At 56.1% G+C, this 21575-nt stretch carries 22 protein-coding genes; 10 read left to right on the top strand and 12 right to left on the bottom strand.

Annotation, left to right across the window (positions count from 1 at the left end):
* The first annotated feature begins 33 nt into the window (after positions 1-33).
* The 3 genes from ACR0B3_RS02600 to ACR0B3_RS02590 all read left to right on the top strand — a co-directional run bounded on the left by ACR0B3_RS02600 (position 34) and on the right by ACR0B3_RS02590 (position 2640).
* A complete protein-coding gene (locus tag ACR0B3_RS02600) occupies positions 34-849 on the top strand; it encodes a chromate resistance protein ChrB domain-containing protein (RefSeq protein ID WP_480807720.1) in 816 nt (271 codons plus the stop codon).
* Positions 846-2096, top strand: a complete 1251-nt coding sequence (gene chrA, locus ACR0B3_RS02595) for a chromate efflux transporter (protein WP_480807719.1) — start codon at positions 846-848, stop codon at positions 2094-2096. The genes ACR0B3_RS02600 and chrA overlap by 4 nt, the downstream gene beginning before the upstream one ends.
* 76 nt (positions 2097-2172) lie before the next feature.
* Positions 2173-2640: a ClpXP protease specificity-enhancing factor SspB gene (locus ACR0B3_RS02590; protein WP_170683966.1), complete on the top strand. Its 468-nt coding sequence runs from the start codon at positions 2173-2175 to the stop codon at positions 2638-2640.
* 28 nt (positions 2641-2668) lie between these two features.
* Here the strand turns inward: ACR0B3_RS02590 and ACR0B3_RS02585 are convergent, their stop codons facing one another.
* Entirely contained in the window at positions 2669-3049 is a 381-nt protein-coding gene (locus ACR0B3_RS02585; protein WP_480807718.1) for a hypothetical protein, read from the bottom strand.
* A gap of 391 nt (positions 3050-3440) precedes the next feature.
* Between ACR0B3_RS02585 and fumC the strand changes: the two genes are divergently transcribed.
* Genes fumC through ACR0B3_RS02565 form a run of 4 tightly spaced genes read left to right on the top strand, consistent with a single transcriptional unit; the run spans position 3441 to position 5890 of the window.
* Positions 3441-4835 carry a class II fumarate hydratase gene (gene fumC, locus ACR0B3_RS02580; RefSeq protein WP_480807717.1) on the top strand — a complete coding sequence of 465 codons (1395 nt, stop codon included), beginning with the start codon at positions 3441-3443 and terminating at the stop codon, positions 4833-4835.
* Positions 4835-5011, top strand: a complete 177-nt coding sequence (locus ACR0B3_RS02575; RefSeq protein WP_480807716.1) for a DUF4169 family protein — start codon at positions 4835-4837, stop codon at positions 5009-5011. Before fumC ends, ACR0B3_RS02575 begins: the two co-directional genes overlap by 1 nt.
* On the top strand, positions 5008-5229 hold the full coding sequence (locus tag ACR0B3_RS02570) for a ribbon-helix-helix domain-containing protein (RefSeq protein WP_480807715.1): 222 nt from the start codon (positions 5008-5010) through the stop codon (positions 5227-5229). Before ACR0B3_RS02575 ends, ACR0B3_RS02570 begins: the two co-directional genes overlap by 4 nt.
* A gap of 58 nt (positions 5230-5287) precedes the next feature.
* Positions 5288-5890: a DNA-3-methyladenine glycosylase I gene (locus ACR0B3_RS02565; protein WP_480807714.1), complete on the top strand. Its 603-nt coding sequence runs from the start codon at positions 5288-5290 to the stop codon at positions 5888-5890.
* 12 nt (positions 5891-5902) lie between these two features.
* On the opposite strand, the gene ACR0B3_RS02560 is transcribed toward ACR0B3_RS02565, so the two are convergent.
* The 4 genes from ACR0B3_RS02560 to ACR0B3_RS02545 form a co-directional block, all read right to left on the bottom strand.
* A complete protein-coding gene (locus ACR0B3_RS02560) occupies positions 5903-6784 on the bottom strand; it encodes a fructose bisphosphate aldolase (RefSeq protein ID WP_480807713.1) in 882 nt (293 codons plus the stop codon).
* Positions 6785-6856: 72 nt separating this feature from the next.
* A complete protein-coding gene (locus ACR0B3_RS02555) occupies positions 6857-8206 on the bottom strand; it encodes a cytochrome P450 (RefSeq protein ID WP_480807712.1) in 1350 nt (449 codons plus the stop codon).
* Positions 8203-9417: a hypothetical protein gene (locus ACR0B3_RS02550; RefSeq protein ID WP_480807711.1), complete on the bottom strand. Its 1215-nt coding sequence runs from the start codon at positions 9415-9417 to the stop codon at positions 8203-8205. The genes ACR0B3_RS02555 and ACR0B3_RS02550 overlap by 4 nt, the downstream gene beginning before the upstream one ends.
* Positions 9418-9504: 87 nt before the next feature.
* Positions 9505-10257 carry a cytochrome c biogenesis protein CcdA gene (locus tag ACR0B3_RS02545; protein ID WP_170683983.1) on the bottom strand — a complete coding sequence of 251 codons (753 nt, stop codon included), beginning with the start codon at positions 10255-10257 and terminating at the stop codon, positions 9505-9507.
* A gap of 105 nt (positions 10258-10362) precedes the next feature.
* Here ACR0B3_RS02545 and ACR0B3_RS02540 point away from each other — a divergent pair, with 105 nt between their 5' ends.
* Positions 10363-10596, top strand: coding sequence for a sulfurtransferase TusA family protein (locus ACR0B3_RS02540; protein ID WP_480808016.1), 234 nt, complete (start codon positions 10363-10365; stop codon positions 10594-10596).
* Positions 10597-10652: 56 nt separating this feature from the next.
* Here the strand turns inward: ACR0B3_RS02540 and ACR0B3_RS02535 are convergent, their stop codons facing one another.
* The 7 genes from ACR0B3_RS02535 to purC form a co-directional block, all read right to left on the bottom strand.
* On the bottom strand, positions 10653-13439 hold the full coding sequence (locus ACR0B3_RS02535) for a ribonuclease E/G (protein WP_480807710.1): 2787 nt from the start codon (positions 13437-13439) through the stop codon (positions 10653-10655).
* A gap of 512 nt (positions 13440-13951) precedes the next feature.
* Complete coding sequence (locus tag ACR0B3_RS02530; protein ID WP_170683989.1) at positions 13952-15286, bottom strand: sigma-54-dependent transcriptional regulator; 1335 nt, start codon at positions 15284-15286, stop codon at positions 13952-13954.
* An 11-nt stretch (positions 15287-15297) separates the two neighbouring features.
* On the bottom strand, positions 15298-17016 hold the full coding sequence (locus ACR0B3_RS02525; RefSeq protein ID WP_480808015.1) for a sensor histidine kinase: 1719 nt from the start codon (positions 17014-17016) through the stop codon (positions 15298-15300).
* A 96-nt stretch (positions 17017-17112) separates the two neighbouring features.
* On the bottom strand, positions 17113-17781 hold the full coding sequence (gene purQ, locus ACR0B3_RS02520) for a phosphoribosylformylglycinamidine synthase subunit PurQ (RefSeq protein WP_480807709.1): 669 nt from the start codon (positions 17779-17781) through the stop codon (positions 17113-17115).
* 11 nt (positions 17782-17792) lie between these two features.
* Positions 17793-18836: a zinc-dependent alcohol dehydrogenase family protein gene (locus ACR0B3_RS02515; RefSeq protein ID WP_480807708.1), complete on the bottom strand. Its 1044-nt coding sequence runs from the start codon at positions 18834-18836 to the stop codon at positions 17793-17795.
* A gap of 5 nt (positions 18837-18841) precedes the next feature.
* Positions 18842-19072: a phosphoribosylformylglycinamidine synthase subunit PurS gene (gene purS / locus ACR0B3_RS02510; protein ID WP_170683997.1), complete on the bottom strand. Its 231-nt coding sequence runs from the start codon at positions 19070-19072 to the stop codon at positions 18842-18844.
* Positions 19073-19172: 100 nt separating this feature from the next.
* The gene (purC, locus tag ACR0B3_RS02505; protein ID WP_170683999.1) at positions 19173-19928 is read right to left on the bottom strand and encodes a phosphoribosylaminoimidazolesuccinocarboxamide synthase; all 756 of its coding nucleotides are present in this window, start codon (positions 19926-19928) and stop codon (positions 19173-19175) included.
* A 188-nt stretch (positions 19929-20116) separates the two neighbouring features.
* Here purC and ACR0B3_RS02500 point away from each other — a divergent pair, with 188 nt between their 5' ends.
* A complete protein-coding gene (locus tag ACR0B3_RS02500; protein WP_170684001.1) occupies positions 20117-20437 on the top strand; it encodes a DUF1476 domain-containing protein in 321 nt (106 codons plus the stop codon).
* Positions 20438-20558: 121 nt separating this feature from the next.
* The gene (gene bmt / locus ACR0B3_RS02495) at positions 20559-21569 is read left to right on the top strand and encodes a betaine--homocysteine S-methyltransferase (RefSeq protein ID WP_480807707.1); all 1011 of its coding nucleotides are present in this window, start codon (positions 20559-20561) and stop codon (positions 21567-21569) included.
* Positions 21570-21575 lie beyond the last annotated feature (6 nt).

The following is a 21575-nucleotide window of genomic DNA, read 5'->3' as shown; positions in this document are numbered from 1 at the left end:
TCGCATGTATCCAAACTGATAAGGAAACATGCAATGGCTGCCCCCAATGCAATAACCCCCCGTCAACTCTTGCGCCTGATCGGCATGCCCAAGGCTCCGATTCTGTTTGATGTACGTATCGATGCAGATTTCGACGATGACCCGTGCCTGATCCCCAGCGCAGTCCGTCATAACTATGAAGACTTAGAAGGTTTCAAAGAACGCTGCGGGGATCGTTCATGCGTTGTGATCTGCCAAAAGGGTAAGAAATTAAGCCAAGGCGTCGTATCTTGGCTGCAGGCTGAAGGGATAGCGGCTGAATATCTGGAAGGCGGTATGTTTGCGTGGCGCGACACCCCGGGCGCCTTGGTTTTGAGTGTTGCCGCCTTACCCACGCTGTTCGAAGGCGGCACACTTTGGGTCACGCGACATCGACCAAAGATCGACCGAATTGCATGTCCCTGGCTGATCCGCCGATTTGTCGATACCCAAGCACGGTTTCTTTTTGTCGCGCCAAGTGAAATCCAAGGCGTAGCCGAACATTTTGGCGCGATACCATTTGATGTAGAGGGCGCTCATTGGAGCCATCGTGGCGACAGATGTACTTTTAACACGATGCTGGATGAGTTCGAGCTTCACTCCGAGGCTTTGGATCGATTGGCCGGGATCATACGTGCGGCAGATACCAACCGGCATGACCTCGCACCAGAAGCTGCCGGACTACTGGCAATTTCAGTTGGGTTATCGCGCCAATATCGCGATGATCAGCAACAGTTGGAAGCCGGTTTGCTCATCTATGACGCGCTCTATCGCTGGGCTCGGGATGGATCAGGTGAAACGCATGACTGGCCTACGGGTCACGCGCAATGACCCCTACGATACGTGAATTGTTCAGTGTTTTCGGACGCATCGGGCTTTTGTCATTTGGGGGGCCCGCTGCGCAGATATCACTGATGCATCAAGAACTGGTCGAAAAACGTCCATGGCTGGATGAACAAACCTATTTGCGCGCGCTGTCTTTGTGCATGTTGCTGCCGGGTCCAGAGGCCATGCAGCTTGCCACTTACGCCGGCTGGCGATTGCGTGGCGTGACTGGCGGACTGATCGCCGGATGCTTGTTCGTGTTGCCCGGAGCTTTGATCATCGCGCTCCTTGTTGCTCTGTACGCGGCTTACGGCAATTTGCCCTTGGTTCAGGCCGGATTTTTAGGCATCAAAGCTGCGGTCATCATCATTGTTCTACAAGCATTGCGAAACCTCGCGAAGAAAGCACTAACGGATACTGAACATCGCGTGATTGCTGGCCTCGCTTTCCTGGGCATCTTTGTCTTCAACCTTCCGTTCCCGCTGATCATCCTGTGCGCCGCTTTCTGGGGATATGTCACATCACAGAACCTCGTGCCGGATACCATTCAAGCAAGTACAGCACCCGGCCGTCCAGTTCGAACAGCGGCTCTCTGGCTTATCCTCTGGCTTGGGCCGCTCGTTTTGCTGCAACTGAGCGGGCAGCAACTCCTTAGTGATCTTGGCTGGTTCTTCGCCCGTCTGGCTGTTGTGACCTTTGGCGGAGCCTACGCAGTACTGGCCTATATGACCCAAACCGTTGTCGATACTTATCAATGGATCAGCACGGATCAGATGATTGATGCATTGGGGCTGGCCGAAACCACGCCAGGACCTCTGATACTGGTGACACAGTTTGTGGCCATGCTCAGCGGGCAGATTGCTGGCGGCACTTCGCTGGCATTGGCAGCGGGGCTGGTCGCGTTGTGGGCGACCTTTGTGCCCTGTTTTCTGTGGATTTTTCTTGCTGCGCCACATCTGGAAAAAATCGCCGCACGCCCGCGCTTGGGCGCTGCAATGCATGGAATCACAGCTGCGGTTGTTGGGGTGATTCTCAACCTCTCCGTGTGGTTCGGCTTGAACGTTCTGTTTGGCAGCCTCCCAGGATGGTATTGGGGGCCGATGTCCATACCCCTGCCCGATCTAATGACGCTGGATATCAAGGCGCTTGCGCTTTCGGTGTTGGCTGGCCTGTTGATTTTCCGAATGAAATCCGGTTTAGCGACCACATTGAGTGTCATGGTCATGGCCGGAATCGGGCTGCAGGTTTTGTAATCAATACTGCCCAACACGGCCTTTCGTTTCCGACCGAATGAACTATGCTGGGATTAACCACTTTCGAGGATCAACTATGTCGCAAGACATCGACTACGGGAATCTGATGCACACGGCCATGCGGGGCCTGATCAAGACCGTCCTGACCGACGTGTCACAACGGGGCTTGCCCGGTGCGCATCATTTCTTCATCACATTTGATACACGATACGAAGGTGTCGAATTGGCCGACTGGCTGCGAGAGCGGTATCCGGGCGAAATGACGATCGTCATGCAGCATTGGTTCGAAAACCTTGAGGTTGGCGATGACGGGTTCTCAATCACGCTGAATTTCGGGGACGCTCCTGAACCGCTCTATATCCCGTACCTGGCCATCAAAACCTTCGTCGACCCTTCGGTTGAGTTTGGTCTGCGCTTCGAAGGCTCTGAAGACGAAGATGATGAGATTCACGTGATGGAAGAGGCCCCGATCGAGCTTGAAGCCGAAGAATCAGAGCCTCAGCATGATGCGGATGTGGTTTCGCTGGATAGCTTCCGAAAGTAGTCAAATCTAACCCCGCCAACTGTGGGGTTTATTCTTTCTTTAGAAAGGTTTCGACTGAACGCGATTTCACGCCGTCCCGAAATCTGGAAAAGGACAAGTTCAGACCACCCTCTGCCAAAGTGCGGTCGAACTGCTGAAGCTCGTAGCCACCATTTTCGTCAATGAACAACGAAAAAACCGTCAATGTATCTCCGTCGATGCGACCCCACACAAAGGGTTCACCCTTCATAGGATCAAGCGGCACTTCGTGACCGAACACGTTCCGTTTCATTGCCGCAGAATAGACATCAGCACGATCTGAGCTTTGGAAATCGACCGAGTATTTCTCGTCCTTGATGCGCCCATCGGCTTTGTAAGTCGTGGTCGTCCAGCTCACATTGAAACCGCCCTTGGTTTCGTGAATCGACACGCTCATGTCCCGAGGGGTTGCCGTTCCGTCTGAATCAACCACTTCAGCTGACCCGGTATAATCGCCCACAAATGGCGCAATGCCTGTTGCATGTGCTTGCTGTAAAAAAGCCACCAGCCAAATACACGCAGCAAACGCCAAGGCACTTACACTCAGGGGTCTTTTGAGAATTGATACGCGCATGGCCGACTCCGTCGTGGATGTTTCTCTATTCTAACTTTAGCTCGCCGACGTACAATGGCACTGTTTTCGCTAACAGAAACTATTTTGTTGGGGCGCTTTGTCTATACCTTTGCTTGCCCCAAGTTTAAGGTGCGCGCAACTGGCCGATTGCGCCACAGCATTGCTGCGGGTAAACGGCATACGACTGCATACAAGACCGGAGCGACCGATGTCTCAAACCCGTACCGAATCCGACAGCTTTGGCCCTCTTGAGGTGCCCGCCGACAAGTATTGGGGCGCACAAACGCAGCGTTCTATCATGAACTTCCCTATCGGCTGGGAAAAACAGCCCGTCGCCATCGTGCGCGCGCTGGGCGTGATCAAAATGGCCTGCGCGATTGAGAACAAAGCCATCGGCAAACTGGACGCCAAGATCGCGGATGCGATCATTCAAGCTGCTGGCGAAGTGTTTGAGGGCAAGTTTGATGACAACTTTCCTCTGGTCGTTTGGCAAACCGGGTCGGGTACGCAATCTAACATGAACTCGAATGAGGTCATTGCAAACCGTGCGATTGAGATTCTAGGCGGTGAGATCGGATCGAAGGACCCAGTTCATCCGAATGATCACTGCAATATGGGCCAATCCTCGAATGATACCTTCCCCACTGCCATGCACATCGCCACCGCGATGAGCGTGCGCGATGTGCTTATGCCCGGGCTTGAGAAATTTGCGTCGGCCTTGGAAACCAAAGCGAAAGAGTTCGCCGGTATCATCAAGATCGGCCGCACCCACACCCAGGACGCGACTCCTTTGACGCTGGAACAGGAGTTTGGAGGATACGCACACCAGATCCGTCAAGGCATTGCACGAGTCGAGGCCGCGATGCCCGGAATCTACGAGTTGGCTCAGGGTGGCACCGCCGTCGGCACAGGATTGAACACCCATGGCGGATGGGACGAGGCAGTGGCGAAAAATATGGCCGAGATAACCGGCCTGCCTTTCGTGACCGCCCCGAACAAGTTTGAAGCTCTGGCCGCTCATGATGCCATGGTCTTCTTGTCAGGCGCTTTGGCGACGATTGCCGGGTCCTGTTACAAGATCGCGAACGATATCCGCCTATTGGGCTCTGGTCCCCGGTCAGGCCTTGGCGAACTGATCTTGCCGGAAAATGAGCCTGGCTCGTCCATCATGCCTGGCAAGGTAAACCCAACGCAGGCCGAAGCGTTGACGCAGGTGGCAGCACACGTGATGGGCAATGATGCCGCGATGAAGTTCGCCGGCTCACAGGGCCATTTCCAACTGAACGTCTATAATCCGATGATGTCTTATAACCTTCTGCAGTCGATCCAACTGCTGGGGGATGCAACTGACAGCTTCACTGAACGTATGCTGCTGGGCATCAAGGCCAATGAACCGCGCATCGACAAGCTGATGAAGGAATCTCTGATGCTGGTAACTGCATTGGCCCCCACCATTGGCTATGACAACGCCACGACGGTCGCCAAGACGGCGCATAAGAATGGCACTACGCTCAAGGAAGAAGCGATTGCGCTGGGCTTTGTGGATGAGGCCACGTTTGATGCGGTCGTGCGGCCTGAACACATGATCGGGCCCAAGGACTGATGGGCACGCCGGTCAATCTGAACCGGTTTCGAAAAGAAAAGGCGCGGGCCGAAAAGAAGGCCCGCGCAGACGCAAACGCTGTGAAACACGGACGGTCCAAATCCGAGAAAGCAGTTGCGAAGCTTGAGCAAGAACGCCAGAAGCGTGACCTCGACGGTCACAAAGTCGACGAATGAGCGGTCGGCCGATAAAACGCTCTCTGACCCTGCAAGGTCACAGAACATCGGTATCGCTTGAAGATGATTTCTGGCAGGCGTTTCGTGATATCGCGCGCAAGAAAGAACTCCCAATCAACGTCTTGGCGGCCCAAATTGATGCAGAGCGTGATCCAGAAACCGGACTAGCCTCGGCCATTCGCGTCTATGTTCTGAATTGGTATCGTCAATCCGATTGATCACTTGCATTCACCCCTCAGCACTGCGTAAGCTATCGAGAACAAAAGGGGTACATGCATGAGCGATACGATAACAGGCCCAGATGGCAAACCCCGCTGCACGTGGTGCAATGCAGCGCCGGAGTTCTTCGACTATCACGACAAGGAATGGGGTTACCCGGTATCCGATGAAAGACGGCTGTTCGAAAAACTGTGCCTTGAAAGCTTTCAGTCAGGTTTAAGTTGGCGGACAATACTTTCCAAGCGAGAGAATTTCCGCTCTGCATTTTGCAACTTTGATTTCAACAAGATAGCCGATTTTACTGATGCCGATATCCAGCGCCTACTGGACGACAAAGGCATCGTGCGCCACCGCGGTAAAATCGAAGCTGTGATCAACAACGCACGCCGTATGCGAGACTTGGTCGCAGCCGAGGGGTCCTTGGCCGCCTATGTCTGGCGATATGAGCCTAAGATGCCACCTGCCCCGCGTTCGGCATCCACCTCTGCCGAATCCATCGCGATGTCAAAAGATCTGAAGAAACGCGGTTGGAAGTTTGTTGGCCCCACAACGGTATATGCATTCATGCAGGCCATGGGATTGATCAATGATCACGCCATCGGATGTGTCATGCGCGAAAAAGCGGCGCAGATGCGCCGCGATTTCATCAAACCGGAATAATTGCGCTTTTGATCAGACCGAGGCGCGATAGATATTGTCGATGTTGCTTCCAAGCGCTGAATTGAACTCTGCATCAGATTGCTGCTTAGACAAACCTTCAGTCAACGCGCGCGAGAAGGACGCGATCATCTTGCCGTTCTGGCTGAGCAGATCACAGGCCTGTTCAGTCGTGTACCCGCCAGACAGCGCAACAACACGAAGGACGCGCGGGTGATCCGCGACCTCGTCATAAAGGTTGGCCTGGCTTGGGATCGTCAATTTCAACATGACCTCCTGTCCTTCGGACAGCTGATCCAGGTTTTTCAGGATTTCTGATTTCAGAATATCCTCTGCTTCGGCTTTTGTTTCCGAATGAATGTTCACTTCGGGCTCAACAATCGGAACCATACCCGCATCAGTGACCACGCGCGCCACATCGAATTGCTGCGCAACGACATCGGCAATGCCCTGCGCGTTGGCTTCGTGAATGACCGAGCGTTCCTTGGTACCAAAAACGCCATCCGCCTTGGACAGTGTTTCAGCCAGGCCGGGGATCGGTTTCATCATCTGAACACCATTGGCCTGATCCTCAAGCCCTTTGTCGATCTTCAGAAAAGGTACGATCCCTTTTTCGGACCAAAGGTAATTCGCGACCTTCTTGCCCTCGATTTCTTCTCCCAGTGTCCGTTCGAACAGGATGGCGCCAATCACCTTTTCCTTGGTGAAATCGTCAGCCAGAATGATCCGCGCACGCATTTTCTGGATTTCGCCGAACATCTCTTCGTCCGTGGCATAATCCGAGGCCTCGACACCGTACAACGCCAGCGCTTTCGGGGTCGAACCGCCGCTTTGATCCAGAGCTGCAATAAATCCTGCGCCTTCGGACATTTGCGTGCGCTGTTCTGCTTTCGACATAACTCATTCCCGTTCAATATGATTCCGCAGTTTCAATCCGCATACAGCATGCCGACGAGCGATGGTAGTTTGTTAGCGCTCAACCAAGCGCAACCAAATTCCATCCTTTGATCTAACGGTCAGATGCGCGATCGGTACGGGCGTTTTGCCCTGTATTGTTTCAAAGCGGTAACGGCGGAGAAGCATTGACAGGATCAAGGGCCCCTCGACCATCGCAAACCCAGCGCCCGTACAGACCCTGGGGCCTGCAGAGAATGGCACATAAGCCTCGCGCTGGCATTTCTTTCCGTTTTCGGTTGCCCATCGTTCGGGATCGAACTCATCCGGTCGATCCCAAAGCCGTTCGTGGCGATGCAGGTGCCAGGGACTGACAACAATCTGAGAGCCTTGCGGGATGTCCCTGTTACGGAAATGTTCAGGACACGTCGTTTCGCGCACCATCATTGGCACCGGCGGATAAAGGCGCAACGCCTCGCGAAATACATCACGGCTGAGCTTCAATTGGGACATTGCAGAGAATTCGGGCGCATCCAGTACCTGAGCTTCTTCGGCAAGCTTATCTTGCCACTCCGGATACAAAGCCAACAGATAGAGCGTCCATGCCAATGCAGACGCGCTGGTTTCGTGGCCAGCCAGAAAGAAAATGGCGACCTGATCCACCATTTCATGTGTTTCGAAGCAATCTCCGGTGTCCGGGTCGGGCGTTGTCATGATCTTTGTCGCCAGATCATCAGGAGCTGTGCCGTCCTTGATTGCCGTCGCACGCTCAGACGTCAGGCGGCTGATCAAATCTCTGATCTCACGCGCGGTTCGGCGCGTTCGGCGGGAATGAAACCGGGGCACCCAGCGTGGAATTGGGACAAAGGCCGCAAGGTTCAACAAGGGTTGTTCCCGCTGATAGACGCGGAACTTGTCAAACACCTGCGCAGCAACTTCGTGCTCGATCGGAACTGAGAACAGGGTGCGAAAGATCACGTCTGCTGCTGCATGGCTGGTGATCTCCTCAACTTCCACACTTTGCCCCGCACTGGTCGCAAGCCGATCCGCACAAGCCTGCGCCGCCGCAACCATCGCTGGGAACGTATCTTTCAGTCGCCCCCCTTCAAATGCGGGATCAATGATCCTTCTTTGTCGCTTCCAAGCCTCTCCGTTGGTCAGAAACACCGAGTGCCCCAGCAGTGGGCGCAGCCCTTCGCTAATGCGGTTCGACTTGGGGAAGACTTCGGGGCGCTCTTTCAACACCGTACGGATCAAATCGGGCTGATTGATCAAGTAGGACCGAAAGAACGGCGTTCGAAACTCGGCCATCCACGCACGGTATAAACGCTGAGGCTGCGCCGATAGCAGATCTTGCCGAAACAGCCGCAAATACCGCCAGAGCGATACATTGTCTGGGCGCGCCTCGGGTTTGGGAGGGGTCATGCCGCCACCGAAGTGAATTTTGAAACAGCACGTTCAAGGCGTGAACGCGAGGGCGCTCGGCCCTCAAATCGCTGACTCAACGTTTCAGGGCCAGCCGTGATGCGGAAATAGTCGTACTCACCCGGACGATCAAAAGCACACAGATACTGAAAGTGCAGACGAAAAAACCTCCATCGCAGCTGTTGCCACCTCTCTGATGACAGGGTTTGCGTGAAGGCAGCAGAAAGGACTAGAGGCCCGCGCTTTTCCGGTCGGGCGACACCGCTGACCGCGACAGGATCACACAGCGCAAATGCGCACCCATCACCCGGTGCCGATACATCGACCCAGCAGACATCTGCGCATTCGGACAGATACCGAAGATCACAGCGCAACGATTGCGCGTCAGGCAGGAAGGACACCATGGGTACAACCTGCCCCAGTGTGAGAAAGGACAGAACCGGTTCATTGTTAGTAGAAGTTCTTCGTCTGAGTAAATCGGCCAGCACGGAAATGCCCAGATGCGCACCCGAGCTGTGGCCTACGACCAGAACTTCATCCAAATCGCTCGACAGTGCTTGTTCGATTTGATCTGAGAACTGGTTCAAACGGGCTTGCAGGTCAGTTGAATAGGCTCCTCGCAACTGTGCAGAATGGGCATAGTCATGCATCAGATAGTAAGCAAAAAATCGGTTATCGAGCTTTCTAAACCAATGCATCAGTGCGTAGATCGCTCCGACCGCTGGTAACAGCGCCCACCATCCGACAAATCGCTGCAAAACTGCCGCCAGCCCCCATGCAATCAGCAGCGTCACCAAAAGTTGCAACAGAAGCATCCCGACAGGGTACAGGGCTGCAATCACAGGCCCTTTGCGCAACTGCATCAGCCGCCACAGCGTTCCGGTTGAAATGTATATCCAAGCTGTTCGTGCCAATTGCCAATATGCCGCTGGGATGGATTGGGCCATGCTGTCCCGCACGATGTCGGACCAAACCAAAACCTCGACATCAGCGGATACAAGGTGACCGTCCTGTGCAGAGGTAACATGCCAGCCGTAGGGGCCATCGCCTGACTTGGCGCGGATATCGATCTCATAACCCGAGATCGCGGCCTGCGCGCACCCCTCCTTGCGATACAGCTCACGATAGCGGCGCGGATGAATCGGATCATAGCCGGGGATATAGAACACCCGGCGTTTGTGCACCTGCGGATGGGATTTCTGACTGCTCATGACCCGGCCCTCTGCGCCACAGATTAGCGCAGCGGTGACGCCAAAGTAAGTCCCAGCGTCCACCCATCCATGTTTAAAGCCAGAGGGTTAACCGAAGTTTGCCAAAGCCGGAAAGGTCTCAAGCAGCCACCAGCTGAATTCAGTAAAAAGCCCGGTAACCAACATGATGCCGACAAACAGCAAGAGCCCGCCCATGACCTTCTCGATCGTGCCCATATGGGGTTTGATGCGGTTCATAACCGCCATCGAGCGGTTCAGGAACATCGCCGCCAGCAGGAACGGAATACCCAGCCCCGCTGCATAAACGCCCAAAAGCAGAGTGCCGCGCGCCACAGACGCCTCGGATGCAGCCAGAGATAGGATCGCACCCAACTGGGGCCCAATGCAGGGTGTCCAACCAAAGGCAAAGGCCAGACCCAGAATATAGGCTCCGAACACTGACCCGCTGGAGTCGCCCGTTTCAACACGCGCCTCACGATCCAGCAGCGGGATGCGGAACACGTTCAGGAAGTGCAGACCAAAGACTATGACAACAGCGCCTGAGAGTTTGGCGAATAGCACCTGATTTTGCAGCACAAACGCCCCAAATGCCGATGCTGTAAAGCCAAGTAGCAGGAATACTGTCGACAGACCCAAAACAAAGAACAAAGCCGACATAGTTGCTTTGCGCCGCGCGCGGGCCTCATCTTGCATCTCGTTGATTGTCACCCCGCTCATATACGCAAGATATGGGGGTACAATCGGCAACACGCAGGGTGATAGAAAACTGATCAACCCACCCAACATGGCGACAAGCATGGCAGGTAGAAGGCCTGCATCTATGATCTCAATTCCGAACATGAGTCAGCACATATGGTATCATTCGTGTTTCGTCACGGGGCCATTCAGTCACATCCTCGTGGTTGGACGCTGGACAGCATCGCCTGTTGGAAATATCTCAAACCCATGACCGATGAGACCGAAACACTGGATGCGCTGGGTTTACTGTGCCCATTGCCTGTCTTGAAAGCCCGGAAACGGCTTAAATCCTTGCCCGTCGGGGGGGTTCTGCGCGTGCTGGCCGATGATCCTGCAGCGATTATCGATGTACCGCACTTTTGCAGCGAATCTGGTCACACACTCGTCTCGCAAGACACAGTGGATGGTCATCAGATATATGTGATCCAAAAATCTGCTTAAGGCTTCCCGGCCCCATGACCAAACGAAAAAGGCGGACCAAGTGGCCCGCCTGATTCTTACTGTCCCAATGACCACCACCCTCGGCGTTTTGGCTTAGCTGGCGCGGGTTCCGGTTCTTCGGCCACAACCTCTAGCACCGGTTCTGGGGTTGCTGCTTCGACCACTTCTGGCTCAGCAGCAGCCGGTTCTGCGGCGACTTCAGCTACGGGTTCTGCGGCTTCCACAGGTTCCTCAGGTTCCACTTCGGCGACCTCTGGTTCCGGTGCCGGTTCGGCAATCTCAGGTTCTGGCGCTGCCTCAGCGACTTCAGCTTCCTTGGCCGGTTCCACATCGGTTACCTCAGCTTCAGCTGCCGCACTTTCTTGTTCGGCTGCCGCAGCGTTTTCATCGGTCTGCGCCTCGCTTTCTTCAGCTACAGCTTCTGCGTCCTTCTTACGGCGGCGTGGCGCCCGACGCTTCTTGGGTTTGGCGGCTTTTTCGGCCTCTTCCTCAGCAGCGGGCGTATCTTCGGTTGGTTTGGCCTCATCGCTCTCAGCCTGTTCTTCCGCCTCCGCGTTGTCGACCGCATCAGACTCATCAGCATTGCCTTCCGAGGCTTCGCCATTGCCCGAGCTTTTCTTGCGCCGCCGCCGACGGCGCTTGCGCTTGGGTTTTGTCTCTTCTTCGGTCTGGACCGCGACCTCTTCTTCGCTGTCGTCCTCTTCCGTGGCGTCGACCATGTCCATCAGTGATGCATCTACCGAGACCACTGGTGCAGTTGCTTCGGGAACAACACGGCTGGCCGTCTTGAACTTCTCCATCGAGAAATCCGGGCTGACCAGATGCACATCACCTTCGATGCGAACCGACAGGCCATAACGTGCCTCGATCTGCGCGATATGTTCGCGCTTCTGGTTCATCAGGAAGTTGGCGATGCTGACCGGGCAGCGTACCAGAACCTCGCGCGAACGACGGCGCGTGCCTTCTTCTTCGATCTGCCGCAGGATCGACAGCGCCATGTTATCGTCCGAGCGGATCAGGCCGGTGCCGTGGCAATGCGGGCACGGCTGGGTGGTTGCTTCGATCATGCCCGGGCGAAGACGCTGACGGCTCATCTCCAGCAGACCAAAGCCAGAAATACGACCGACCTGAATGCGGGCGCGGTCGGTTTTCAACTTGTCTTTCAGGCGCTTTTCGACGGCAGCGTTGTTCTTACGCTCGTCCATGTCGATGAAGTCGATCACAATCAGACCCGCCAAATCGCGCAGACGAAGCTGGCGCGCCACCTCTTCGGCAGCCTCAAGGTTGGTCTTCAGCGCGGTTTCTTCAATCGATCCCTCTTTGGTCGCCCGACCCGAGTTCACATCGATTGCCACCAGCGCCTCGGTCACTCCGATCACGATATAGCCACCGGATTTCAGCTGCACGGTCGGGTTGAACATCCCCGCCAGATAGCTTTCGACCTGATAGCGCGCGAACAGTGGCAGCGCGTCTTCGTACCGTTTCACGTTCTTGGCATGCGACGGCATGATCATTTTCATGAAGTCCTTGGCGATGCGGTACCCGCCCTCACCTTCGACCAGAACTTCGTCGATATCGCGATTATAAAGATCGCGGATCGAGCGTTTGACCAGATCGCCCTCTTCATAGATTTTCGCGGGCGCAATCGATTGCAGTGTCAATTCGCGAATCTGCTCCCAGAGGCGCTGCAAATATTCATAGTCACGCTTGATCTCAGATTTTGTGCGCTTGGCCCCCGCGGTCCGAACGATCAAACCCGCCCCGGTGGGCACGTCGATTTCAGAGGCGATGTCTTTCAGTTTCTTCCGGTCTGCGGCATTGGTGATCTTGCGGCTGATCCCACCGCCACGCGCGGTATTGGGCATCAACACGCAATAGCGACCCGCCAGCGACAGGTAAGTTGTCAGCGCTGCACCCTTGTTGCCGCGCTCTTCTTTGACGACCTGCACCAGCAGAACCTGACGGACCTTGATAACTTCCTGAATCTTGTAACGGCGCGGGCGCGGTTTGCGCGGAGGACGAATATCCTCGCTATCATCCTCATCGGCTACGGATTCGATCGAGTCATCTTTCGCGGTCGCATCAGCACTTTTGGCATCTGCCTCATCTTCTGGCGCTTCGTCGTCATCCGAAGGTTTTGCATCCTCTTCGTCCGCGTCAGATTCGGCCTCAACTTCCTCGGAAGTATCCTCAGGCGCTGCACTTGCAGCTTCGTCTGTGGCTTCAACGGTGTCCGCAGCCTCATCCTCAGCTTGCGGTGCATCTTCCGAAACGGTTTCCTCTGCAGGCTCGTCTTCTGCAGCAGGCACATCACCTTCTTCGGGCTCTTCAACCGGAGTCTCGGCGACGATCTCCATCGGAGATGTCCCTTCGGGCACCTCCGCTTCATCGCCGTCATCCAGATCAATGGTTTCCATGCCGGTAGGCTCAGAGGAAACTTCCAGCGTTTCGACCGGATCGTCCGTCTTGACATCCGCAGCCTTAGAACGCGAGCGCGAGCGGCGTTTCTTGGGCTTTGCTTCCTCGACCTCATCGCGCGCCTTCATGGCTTCGGCATAGGCGCGTTCTTCCTCCATCAACGCCTCACGGTCGGCAACGGGGATCTGATAGTAGTCGGGATGGATCTCAGAAAAGGCCAGAAACCCGTGCCGGTTTCCGCCATAATCCACAAAGGCCGCCTGCAGCGACGGCTCAACCCGTGTTACTTTTGCAAGATAGATGTTGCCAGCAAGCTGGCGTTTATTTTCGGATTCAAAGTCAAATTCCTCAACCTTGTTTCCGTCGACCACCACAACGCGGGTTTCCTCCGCGTGGGTGGCATCGATAAGCATTTTCTTAGCCATGTGTCCTTGGTGCACCGCGCCAAACGCGTTGTCCTGACCCATCCAGGCGGACAGGCACTTTTGGGGAGGTGTCTTGTACGGGCGATATCAGACGGCGCGCGGCAGGGTCTGGCGCTTTGCCCCCCTGCCCGTATACTCAATCGTTGCGCGCGCGTCATCGCGGTTCTTCTCCGACAGGCGCGGGATAGCGCCGCTGCCTGCCCATTTATTCCTTTCGCCCGTCTAGACGGGCTCAGGTACTCAATTGCCCCTGACGGGGCACAATCGGTCTGCTGAACCGTATGGGATTGATCCTCGAAACCGGATCAGCAGCGAAACTCAAAGATTCGGGACTTCGGGGCACAAAAATGCCCGGCCCGTTCGGACACAATAAAAGCAGTCCTGTGGAAAAGACAATGGGCAAACTGCATAACGCCCAAGTTGCGCCGCTTGGGATCTCTTCATCTGGCCCTAACTGTCCCGGGGGTGAATTGAGCTAAAGGCTCAAGAGGGGGCTGGCCTCCTCTCTGCCATTACAGATAGTCCGAGCGCTGCAGCCCGTATTTGGCCATCTTTTCATTCAATGTCCGGCGCGGCAGGCAAAGCTCGTCCATTACTGACGCGATCGACCCTTTGTGGCGCCGCATCGTGTTGTCGATCAGCATGCGTTCAAACGCTTCGACATATTCTTTCAGCGGCTTGCCTTCGGTGGTCATCACCGGCTGCATCTCTTCGTGATCCGACATCAGCAGTGACGCAATCGTCCCCGATCCACGTCGCGACTGCAGAACCGCTCGTTCGGCGATGTTGATCAACTGCCGCACATTTCCGGGCCATGGCGCTTGAAGCAACTGTGCCGCTTCCTGCGCGCTGACCTGAGGTGCGTCGCAGCCGTATTCCTCGGCAAACTGCTCGCTCAGGCGGGTAAACAGCGTCAGAATGTCTTCACCGCGCTGACGCAGCGGAGGCATGGTGATACGCAAAGCTGCGAGACGATAAAACAAATCTGGGCGCAGAACGTCTTCGGACGTTTTCCCTGCTTCCTGCAGGTTCGAAATCGCAACGATCCGGGTTTCTGCAGGCGTCCCCTGCTCATTCATCACGCTCAACAAGCGTGCCTGAAGCGTGTCGCTCAGCGCCTCCACATCCTCAAGAACCAGAGTCCCACCGCGCGCTTCTTCTATTGCTGGCAGCTGAGAGTCTTCAGGCAACATCGGGCCGAACAGACGTTTCGACAGCGCCTCTTCCTCAAGCGCAGCACAGGAAATCAAAACGAACTTCTTTCCGGCGCGACTACCGACCGCATGTAAGGCATGCGCCACCAGCGTCTTACCTGTCCCTGTCTCACCATCAATCAGGACATGACCATCAGCCTGACCCAGATCCAAAATATCTTCACGCAACCGCTCCATAACGGGGCTGGCACCGATCAGTTTGTTCATAATCTGCGTGCCACCCGACAACTCGCGGCGTAGCGCACGATTGTCCAGAGTCAGGCGCCGCGCATTGCTGGCGCGCTTGGCAAGCTCTGACATGCGGTCAGGATTGAACGGCTTCTCAAGAAAGTCGAACGCACCAACGCGCATCGCCTCAACCGCCATGGGCACATCACCATGCCCTGTGATCATGATCACCGGCAACGTGCTATCGGCCCCCATCAGTTTTTTCAGCAATTGAATACCGTCCATGCCCGGCATCTTGATGTCAGAAATCACGATGCCTGGATATTCCGGCCCCAACACTTTGAGCGCATCTTCGGCGCTCGAAAAAGTCTCGGTGTCGTATCCCGACAGAGCCAGCCACTGGCTGATCGACTGGCGCATGTCCTGTTCATCATCCACGATGGCGATTTTCATGGCCTGTGCCATAGTCACTTCCTCTATTCCGCGGCCTCAAGGCCGTCGCTTCCCAAAATGGGCAATTGCATCTCAAACACCGCACCGCCCTGTTGGCCGTTGCGCGCGGTTAGCCGTCCGCCATGGTCGTTCACGATCCCGGACGAGATGGCAAGCCCCAGACCAACGCCGTCCCCAGGGCGTTTGGTCGTGTAGAACGGCTCGAACAGGTTTTCGATATCCTCGATCCCGTGGCCATTGTCGCGTACGGTCAGAACCGCTGTTTCACCTGCAGCGAGAATAATCTCGACATCCGGCTCATTCACAGATTTGGTCGCGTCCAGCGCGTTGCGCAAGAGGTTGACCATAACCTGTTCGATCCGCATCCGATCCCCCATCACTATAACAGGTTCTTCGGGCAAAATCTGGGTTATCTTCACATGCCGCTGACGCAGCTGAGGCTCCATCATCGACAGGGATGAGGCCAGCGCTTCGCCAAGATTTACAGGCGAAAACGCATCAGCACCCTTGCGCGCATAAGATTTGAGCTGGCGCGTGATCGCCCCCATCCGCTCGATCAGGCCATCGATGCGACCAAAGCTGGCCAGCGCCTCTTCGGGCCGGTTGCGGCGCAGCAGCAGGCGTGCGCCGGCCAGATAGGTTTTCATCGCAGCCAGAGGTTGATTCAACTCATGACTGACTGCGGCAGACATCTCTCCAAGCGCTGCCAGTTTCGAGCTTTGGGCAAGGGTTTGCTCGGCAACTTCCAGCGTCTTTTCAACACGTTCCCGCTCAGCAATTTCCCGCTGCAGCCTAACGTTCAATGCGCGAAGCTCCGCCGACTCGCGCTGGAACAAGGTCATGCGCGACGTGGCCCTGCGGCTGAGTGCATAGAAGGTCAACGCCAGAAGAATCGCAAATGCCATGATTTCCAGCGCCAGAACGCTGTTCACCCGCTCTCGGATCGACGAGTAGGTGGTGTAGGACGTCATCTGCCAGCCGCGGAAAGGAATCCGCGTCTCCATACGCATCACCGCCTCACCTTGCAGGTAGGCGTCCGGAGGCAAGGCGCTCCAATCTGTGGTGGCGCGAATGGCGCGCTGGATCGCGCTCTGTGGGGGTTGACGCAGCATGGCGCCGCTTTCATCCAACCCGCGCCATTGGGGTTCGGTCGACAGGATGATCGTGCCAGTGCTGTCGGTTACCAACACCGCATCCGATATACCCGCCCAGGCGCGTTCAAACTTCTGTAAGTCGACTTCTACAACGATCACGCCAAGAATTTCGGCATTCGCCTCGATCCGTCGCGAATAGACAAAGCTGTAACCGCCGGATTCACGCGGAATGACCGAGAAAATAGTGGCGTTCGACCGGATTGCATCGATGAAATAGGGCGAGTTCCGGTGGCTTTCCTGCAATCGGTTTCGATCCGTGGCAGCGCGGGTCAAGCCGTCGCTATCCAGCAGAACCAGCGACGCCGCTCCGATCTCTTCGACAAACGAGATCAGGCGCTGGCTCGACAATGTATAGTCGCTTGATTGCAACGCCGAGATCAACGTGGGATCACGCGCAAGCAACTGCGGCACGATGGCATTGCGTCGCAACTCACTCAGCAAGTTGCCGGAATACAAGGCAAGGCGCAGCTCAGCACGGTTTCTGGTGGATTCGGTAAACCGGCTGGTCAGAAGACTGTTGGTAATCCAGACAGTGGCAATCGTGGCGAGCAACAAAAGAAACACAGCAAGCCGCAGCCGCCAACCCATTGGCGAGCCGCGCAAGCGGTTCAGAAACCTGTCGCTGCCTGATTGATCTTCCGCACTCATCCTCTGACGCTACGCGTCCCGACTGATGACCTCAAGTCACGCTGGCGCTAGCACCCCGGCCAATGCGCGGAAGAGCGCCGTCCCATCGGTGCCTCCGTGGCCTGAATCCGCCGCCCTTTCAGGGTGGGGCATCATGCCTAACACGCGGCGGTTGTGCGACAAAATACCAGCGATATCGTCACGCGAACCGTTGGGATTATCAGCATAAGTAAAGGCAATGCGATCCTGATCTCTCAACTCTGCCAGCGTCTTGTCATCAGCGAAATAGTTGCCATCATGATGCGCAATCGGGATATCGATCACATCCCCGGCATTATAGCCTTCGGTAAAGGCGCTATCGCTGGTTTCAACTTTCAGGCCGACAGTTTTGCAGATGTACTTCAGACCAGCATTGCGCAGCAATGCGCCGGGCAAAATTCCAGTTTCGGTCAGAACCTGAAATCCGTTGCAGATGCCTACGGCATAGCCGCCCCGCTCGGTATGCGCGGCAAGCGCTTTGCAAATCGGGGATTGCGCCGCAATCGCACCGCAGCGCAGATAGTCACCGTACGAGAACCCACCCGGCACCCCGACGATATCGATGCCGTCGGGCAGCGCCGCGTCCTTGTGCCAGACCATATCGACGGAGAAACCAGCTTGCTCGAATGCAACGGCAAGATCACGGTCACAGTTGGAACCGGGGAAAACGATGACAGCTGCGCGCATGGCGGACCCTTCTAAGAGCTAAAGTCGGTGATAACGGCAACGCCCGGAGGCGCCGGATTGTCAAAGGCAGCAAGCTCGGAGCTTGCCTGATTCAGTGTGATTTTTCGCGTCACAAGCGGGCTTAGATCGACGCCGCCACCCGCGATCAGCGACAGCAGCGACGGATAGCGCCAACTGGGCATTCCGCGCGTGCCAAAGAGGGAAAGTTGCCCGGAATACAGCGTATCCATCGGCAACGACATCGTTATGTGATCACCCGCGGGCATCCCGATCTGAACCATCCGGCCCAGCTTGCGCAGCGATTTCATGGCAGAGACCGTCGTGGCCTCGATCCCCAGCGCCTCAATCGCGACATGTGCCCCACCGCCGGTCAGGTCACGCACGGACTGCGGCGCATCGCAGGTGGCCGCATTGATCACGGCATCGGCCCCAAGGCTTTTGGAATAGGCCAGCTTGTCATCGGCGATATCTACAACGACAACCCGCGCGCCAAGCGCCTTGCCCAGCAGCAGGGTCGAGATGCCCACACCGCCACCACCGAAAACCGCCAGCCACTCACCACCTTGCACCTGCGCACGACCGACCAGAGCCTGCCAAGCCGTCGTCACCCGGCAGCCCAGTGCTGCAGCGATTTCCGGGGCCAGAGTATCGGGCAGAGCCGTAAGATTGGCATCAGCATGAGCCACAGCGATGAATTCGGCAAAAGCACCATCGCACGTGAAACCCGGCACCACCTGATCGGCGCAAATGGTCTGATGTCCCTGAGAACAGTCCTGACAATGGCCGCAGGCCAAGATGAATGGGGCGATCACCCGGTCCCCTACCCGCCATCGTCTGACCCGATTGCCAACTGCAACTACTTCGCCGCAATACTCATGGCCGGGCGTCATGGGCAGGACCACATCCGGGTCCGAGCCGGACCACGCGTGCCAGTCTGATCGGCATACCCCACAAGCCAGAACCCGGACGACAACGCCGTCCTCTGCCGGTTCCGGATCAGGAATAGTCGTCACCTCAAGCGGCTGACGATAGGTGATCAGACGTGCAGCCCGCATCAAACTTAGACCAGTTCGATCTCGTAGCGTTCTATGACGGTATTGGCCAACAGCTTTTCACACATCTGGGTAACGTCCGCTTCGGTCGCGCCCTCTGCCAGTTCAAGATCGATCACTTTACCCTGGCGCACGCCTTCGACCTGATCAAAGCCCATCGCACCCAATGCGTGACGCACGGCCTCACCCTGCGGGTCCAGAACCCCGTTCTTGAGCATCACATGCACACGTGCCTTCATTTTCGAAAACTCCACTGGTGGACCGAACCCCGATCCGTTTCGTTGCGCGCGGGATACCCCGCCTGAGCCTGTCGGACAACCCTGCCCTTCCCGGACAGGATCAGTTGATCAGAGTTGGCTTGGTCACGTTGCTTTTAGGCAGAACACCGAGGCGCCTGGCGACTTCCGAATACGCATCCGTCAGACTGCCCAAATCGCGGCGGAATACATCCTTGTCCAGCTTCTGACCAGTTTCGATATCCCACAGACGGCAACTGTCAGGACTGATCTCGTCCGCGATGATCAGGCGCTGGAAATCGCCTTCGAACACGCGCCCGATTTCAATCTTGAAATCGACCAGACGAATACCAACCGCCAGCATTATGCCACTCATGAAATCGTTCACGCGCAGCGCAAGGCTGAGGATATCGTCCATATCCTGTTGGCTGGCCCAACCAAAGGCAGCGATATGCTCTTCCGTGACCAGCGGATCGCCCAAGGCATCATCCTTGTAGCAATATTCTACAATCGGACGCGGCAGCTGAGTGCCCTCAGCGATGCCCAGTCGCTTCGACATCGACCCGGCGGCATAATTGCGAACAATCACTTCCAGTGGGATAATCTCGCAATTCCGAACCAACTGCTCACGCATGTTCAGGCGGCGAATAAAGTGCGTCGGCACCCCGATCTGCGACAGACCGTTCATGAAGAATTCGCTCAGACGGTTGTTCAGAACACCTTTGCCGTCGATCACGTCTTTCTTTTCGGCGTTGAACGCAGTGGCGTCATCCTTGAAGTACTGTACGATCGTTCCCGGCTCGGGACCTTCATACAAAATCTTCGCTTTACCTTCGTAAATCTTCTTGCGACGCGCCATGAGCGACCTTTCCAGGCTGGGGAAAGGGAATGAGTCCCTTCACGTTGGCGCTCTCATAGTGCAAGCCCCGCTTTCCCGCAAGTTCGCTGCCCCGAGGGTCTTTGACGCAGCGCAAATACCTTGCGCCCGAGGCATCGTATGGTCATATCATCAACGAAAGAACATTCAATCCAAGGGGTCCCCAACCAATGACCACATTCGACGAACGTGAAGCCGCGTTTGAAAGCAAATTCGCCCACGACGAAAAGATGCAGTTCATCGCTCGGATGCGCCGCAACCGGTTCATGGCCGTTTGGGCGTCGGCGCTGAAAGGCGAAACCGTAGAACAGGCGCGCAAATACGGGCAAGAGTTGGTTCATACTGATCTACAGAATGTCAACGAAGACGACGTTGTAGAAGCAGTCAAAAGCTATCTCGGCGATCTCGCGGACGAAACAAAAATACGCGAGAAAATGGTTGAGCTTCTGGTTGAAGCCAAAGAACAGGTAATGGCAGAATCCGACGCTTGACACGAAAATCGCAAAACTCATGATCTTCATGAGTTTTATGAATTTGATTTGACGCCCCGGTCGTGAGACACGGGGCGTCTCATATTTTCGGGCTATGGCCTCATTTTTTTGGAATACTCCCATGACCAATACGCTCAGCACCCTTCTGGACACTGTCGATGTCATTCTTGCCGATGGTGCAACAGGCACAAACCTGTTCAATATGGGCCTACAGTCCGGTGATGCACCAGAATTGTGGAATGTCGACGCACCAGACAAGATTCGCGCGCTGTATCAAGGCTCGGTCGATGCGGGAAGTGATCTGTTTCTGACCAATACCTTTGGCGGAACAGCCGCACGGCTTAAGCTGCATGATGCCCAGAACCGGGTGAGCGAACTGAACCGCATCGGCGCAGAGCTGGGTCGCGAAGTGGCTGACAAAGCGGGCAGACCGGTGGTTGTTGCAGGGTCTGTTGGCCCAACCGGAGAAATCATGGAGCCCGTCGGCAGCCTTTCCCACGCTGAAGCTGTCGAAATGTTTCACGAACAGGCTGACGCGCTGAAAGCCGGAGGAGCGGATGTTCTGTGGCTTGAAACCATCAGCGCCCCGGAAGAGTTCCGTGCAGCGGCCGAGGCCTTTGCGATGACTGATATGCCCTGGTGCGGCACCATGAGCTTTGACACAGCCGGACGTACCATGATGGGTGTCACCTCCTCGAATCTGGCGATGATCGTTGAAACGCTTCCCAATCCGCCCGTGGCCTTCGGCGCCAATTGCGGAACCGGAGCGTCGGACATTTTGCGAACCGTGCTTGGTTTCGCCGCCCAAGGGAACGAACGACCGCTGATCTCCAAAGGCAACGCAGGCATTCCGAAATATGTTGATGGCCATATCCACTATGACGGAACGCCCGAACTGATGGGGCAATACGCAGCGATGGCGCGTGATGCGGGGGCAACCATCATCGGCGGATGCTGCGGTACCATGCCCGCACATTTGCGCAAAATGCGTGAGGCACTGGACACGATTCCACGCGCAGCGCGCCCGACACTTGATCAGATCACATCGGCGCTTGGCCCCTTCACCTCAGCCTCGGATGGCACCGGCGATGAGGCGGCCCCTGAACGGCGCACCCGCCGCCGCCGGGCCTGATCGAGC

Source organism: Ruegeria sp. CE9 (assembly GCF_056537425.1).
Note: the sequence above shows the minus strand (reverse complement) of the source record. Positions and strands in the feature narration are given on the sequence as shown.

Coding starts and splice junctions, on each gene's coding strand:
- ACR0B3_RS02570 (WP_480807715.1), top strand. CDS start 5,008: ATGAGCGGTCGGCCGATAAAACGCTCTCTGACCCTGCAAGGTCACAGA.
- bmt (WP_480807707.1), top strand. CDS start 20,559: ATGACCAATACGCTCAGCACCCTTCTGGACACTGTCGATGTCATTCTT.
- ACR0B3_RS02600 (WP_480807720.1), top strand. CDS start 34: ATGGCTGCCCCCAATGCAATAACCCCCCGTCAACTCTTGCGCCTGATC.
- ACR0B3_RS02540 (WP_480808016.1), top strand. CDS start 10,363: ATGACCGATGAGACCGAAACACTGGATGCGCTGGGTTTACTGTGCCCA.
- ACR0B3_RS02575 (WP_480807716.1), top strand. CDS start 4,835: ATGGGCACGCCGGTCAATCTGAACCGGTTTCGAAAAGAAAAGGCGCGG.
- ACR0B3_RS02545 (WP_170683983.1), bottom strand. CDS start 10,257: ATGTTCGGAATTGAGATCATAGATGCAGGCCTTCTACCTGCCATGCTT.
- ACR0B3_RS02550 (WP_480807711.1), bottom strand. CDS start 9,417: ATGAGCAGTCAGAAATCCCATCCGCAGGTGCACAAACGCCGGGTGTTC.
- ACR0B3_RS02565 (WP_480807714.1), top strand. CDS start 5,288: ATGAGCGATACGATAACAGGCCCAGATGGCAAACCCCGCTGCACGTGG.
- ACR0B3_RS02515 (WP_480807708.1), bottom strand. CDS start 18,836: ATGCGGGCTGCACGTCTGATCACCTATCGTCAGCCGCTTGAGGTGACG.
- ACR0B3_RS02535 (WP_480807710.1), bottom strand. CDS start 13,439: ATGGCTAAGAAAATGCTTATCGATGCCACCCACGCGGAGGAAACCCGC.
- ACR0B3_RS02525 (WP_480808015.1), bottom strand. CDS start 17,016: ATGGGTTGGCGGCTGCGGCTTGCTGTGTTTCTTTTGTTGCTCGCCACG.
- ACR0B3_RS02530 (WP_170683989.1), bottom strand. CDS start 15,286: ATGGCACAGGCCATGAAAATCGCCATCGTGGATGATGAACAGGACATG.
- ACR0B3_RS02500 (WP_170684001.1), top strand. CDS start 20,117: ATGACCACATTCGACGAACGTGAAGCCGCGTTTGAAAGCAAATTCGCC.
- fumC (WP_480807717.1), top strand. CDS start 3,441: ATGTCTCAAACCCGTACCGAATCCGACAGCTTTGGCCCTCTTGAGGTG.
- ACR0B3_RS02560 (WP_480807713.1), bottom strand. CDS start 6,784: ATGTCGAAAGCAGAACAGCGCACGCAAATGTCCGAAGGCGCAGGATTT.
- purQ (WP_480807709.1), bottom strand. CDS start 17,781: ATGCGCGCAGCTGTCATCGTTTTCCCCGGTTCCAACTGTGACCGTGAT.
- purS (WP_170683997.1), bottom strand. CDS start 19,072: ATGAAGGCACGTGTGCATGTGATGCTCAAGAACGGGGTTCTGGACCCG.
- ACR0B3_RS02555 (WP_480807712.1), bottom strand. CDS start 8,206: ATGACCCCTCCCAAACCCGAGGCGCGCCCAGACAATGTATCGCTCTGG.
- purC (WP_170683999.1), bottom strand. CDS start 19,928: ATGGCGCGTCGCAAGAAGATTTACGAAGGTAAAGCGAAGATTTTGTAT.
- chrA (WP_480807719.1), top strand. CDS start 846: ATGACCCCTACGATACGTGAATTGTTCAGTGTTTTCGGACGCATCGGG.
- ACR0B3_RS02590 (WP_170683966.1), top strand. CDS start 2,173: ATGTCGCAAGACATCGACTACGGGAATCTGATGCACACGGCCATGCGG.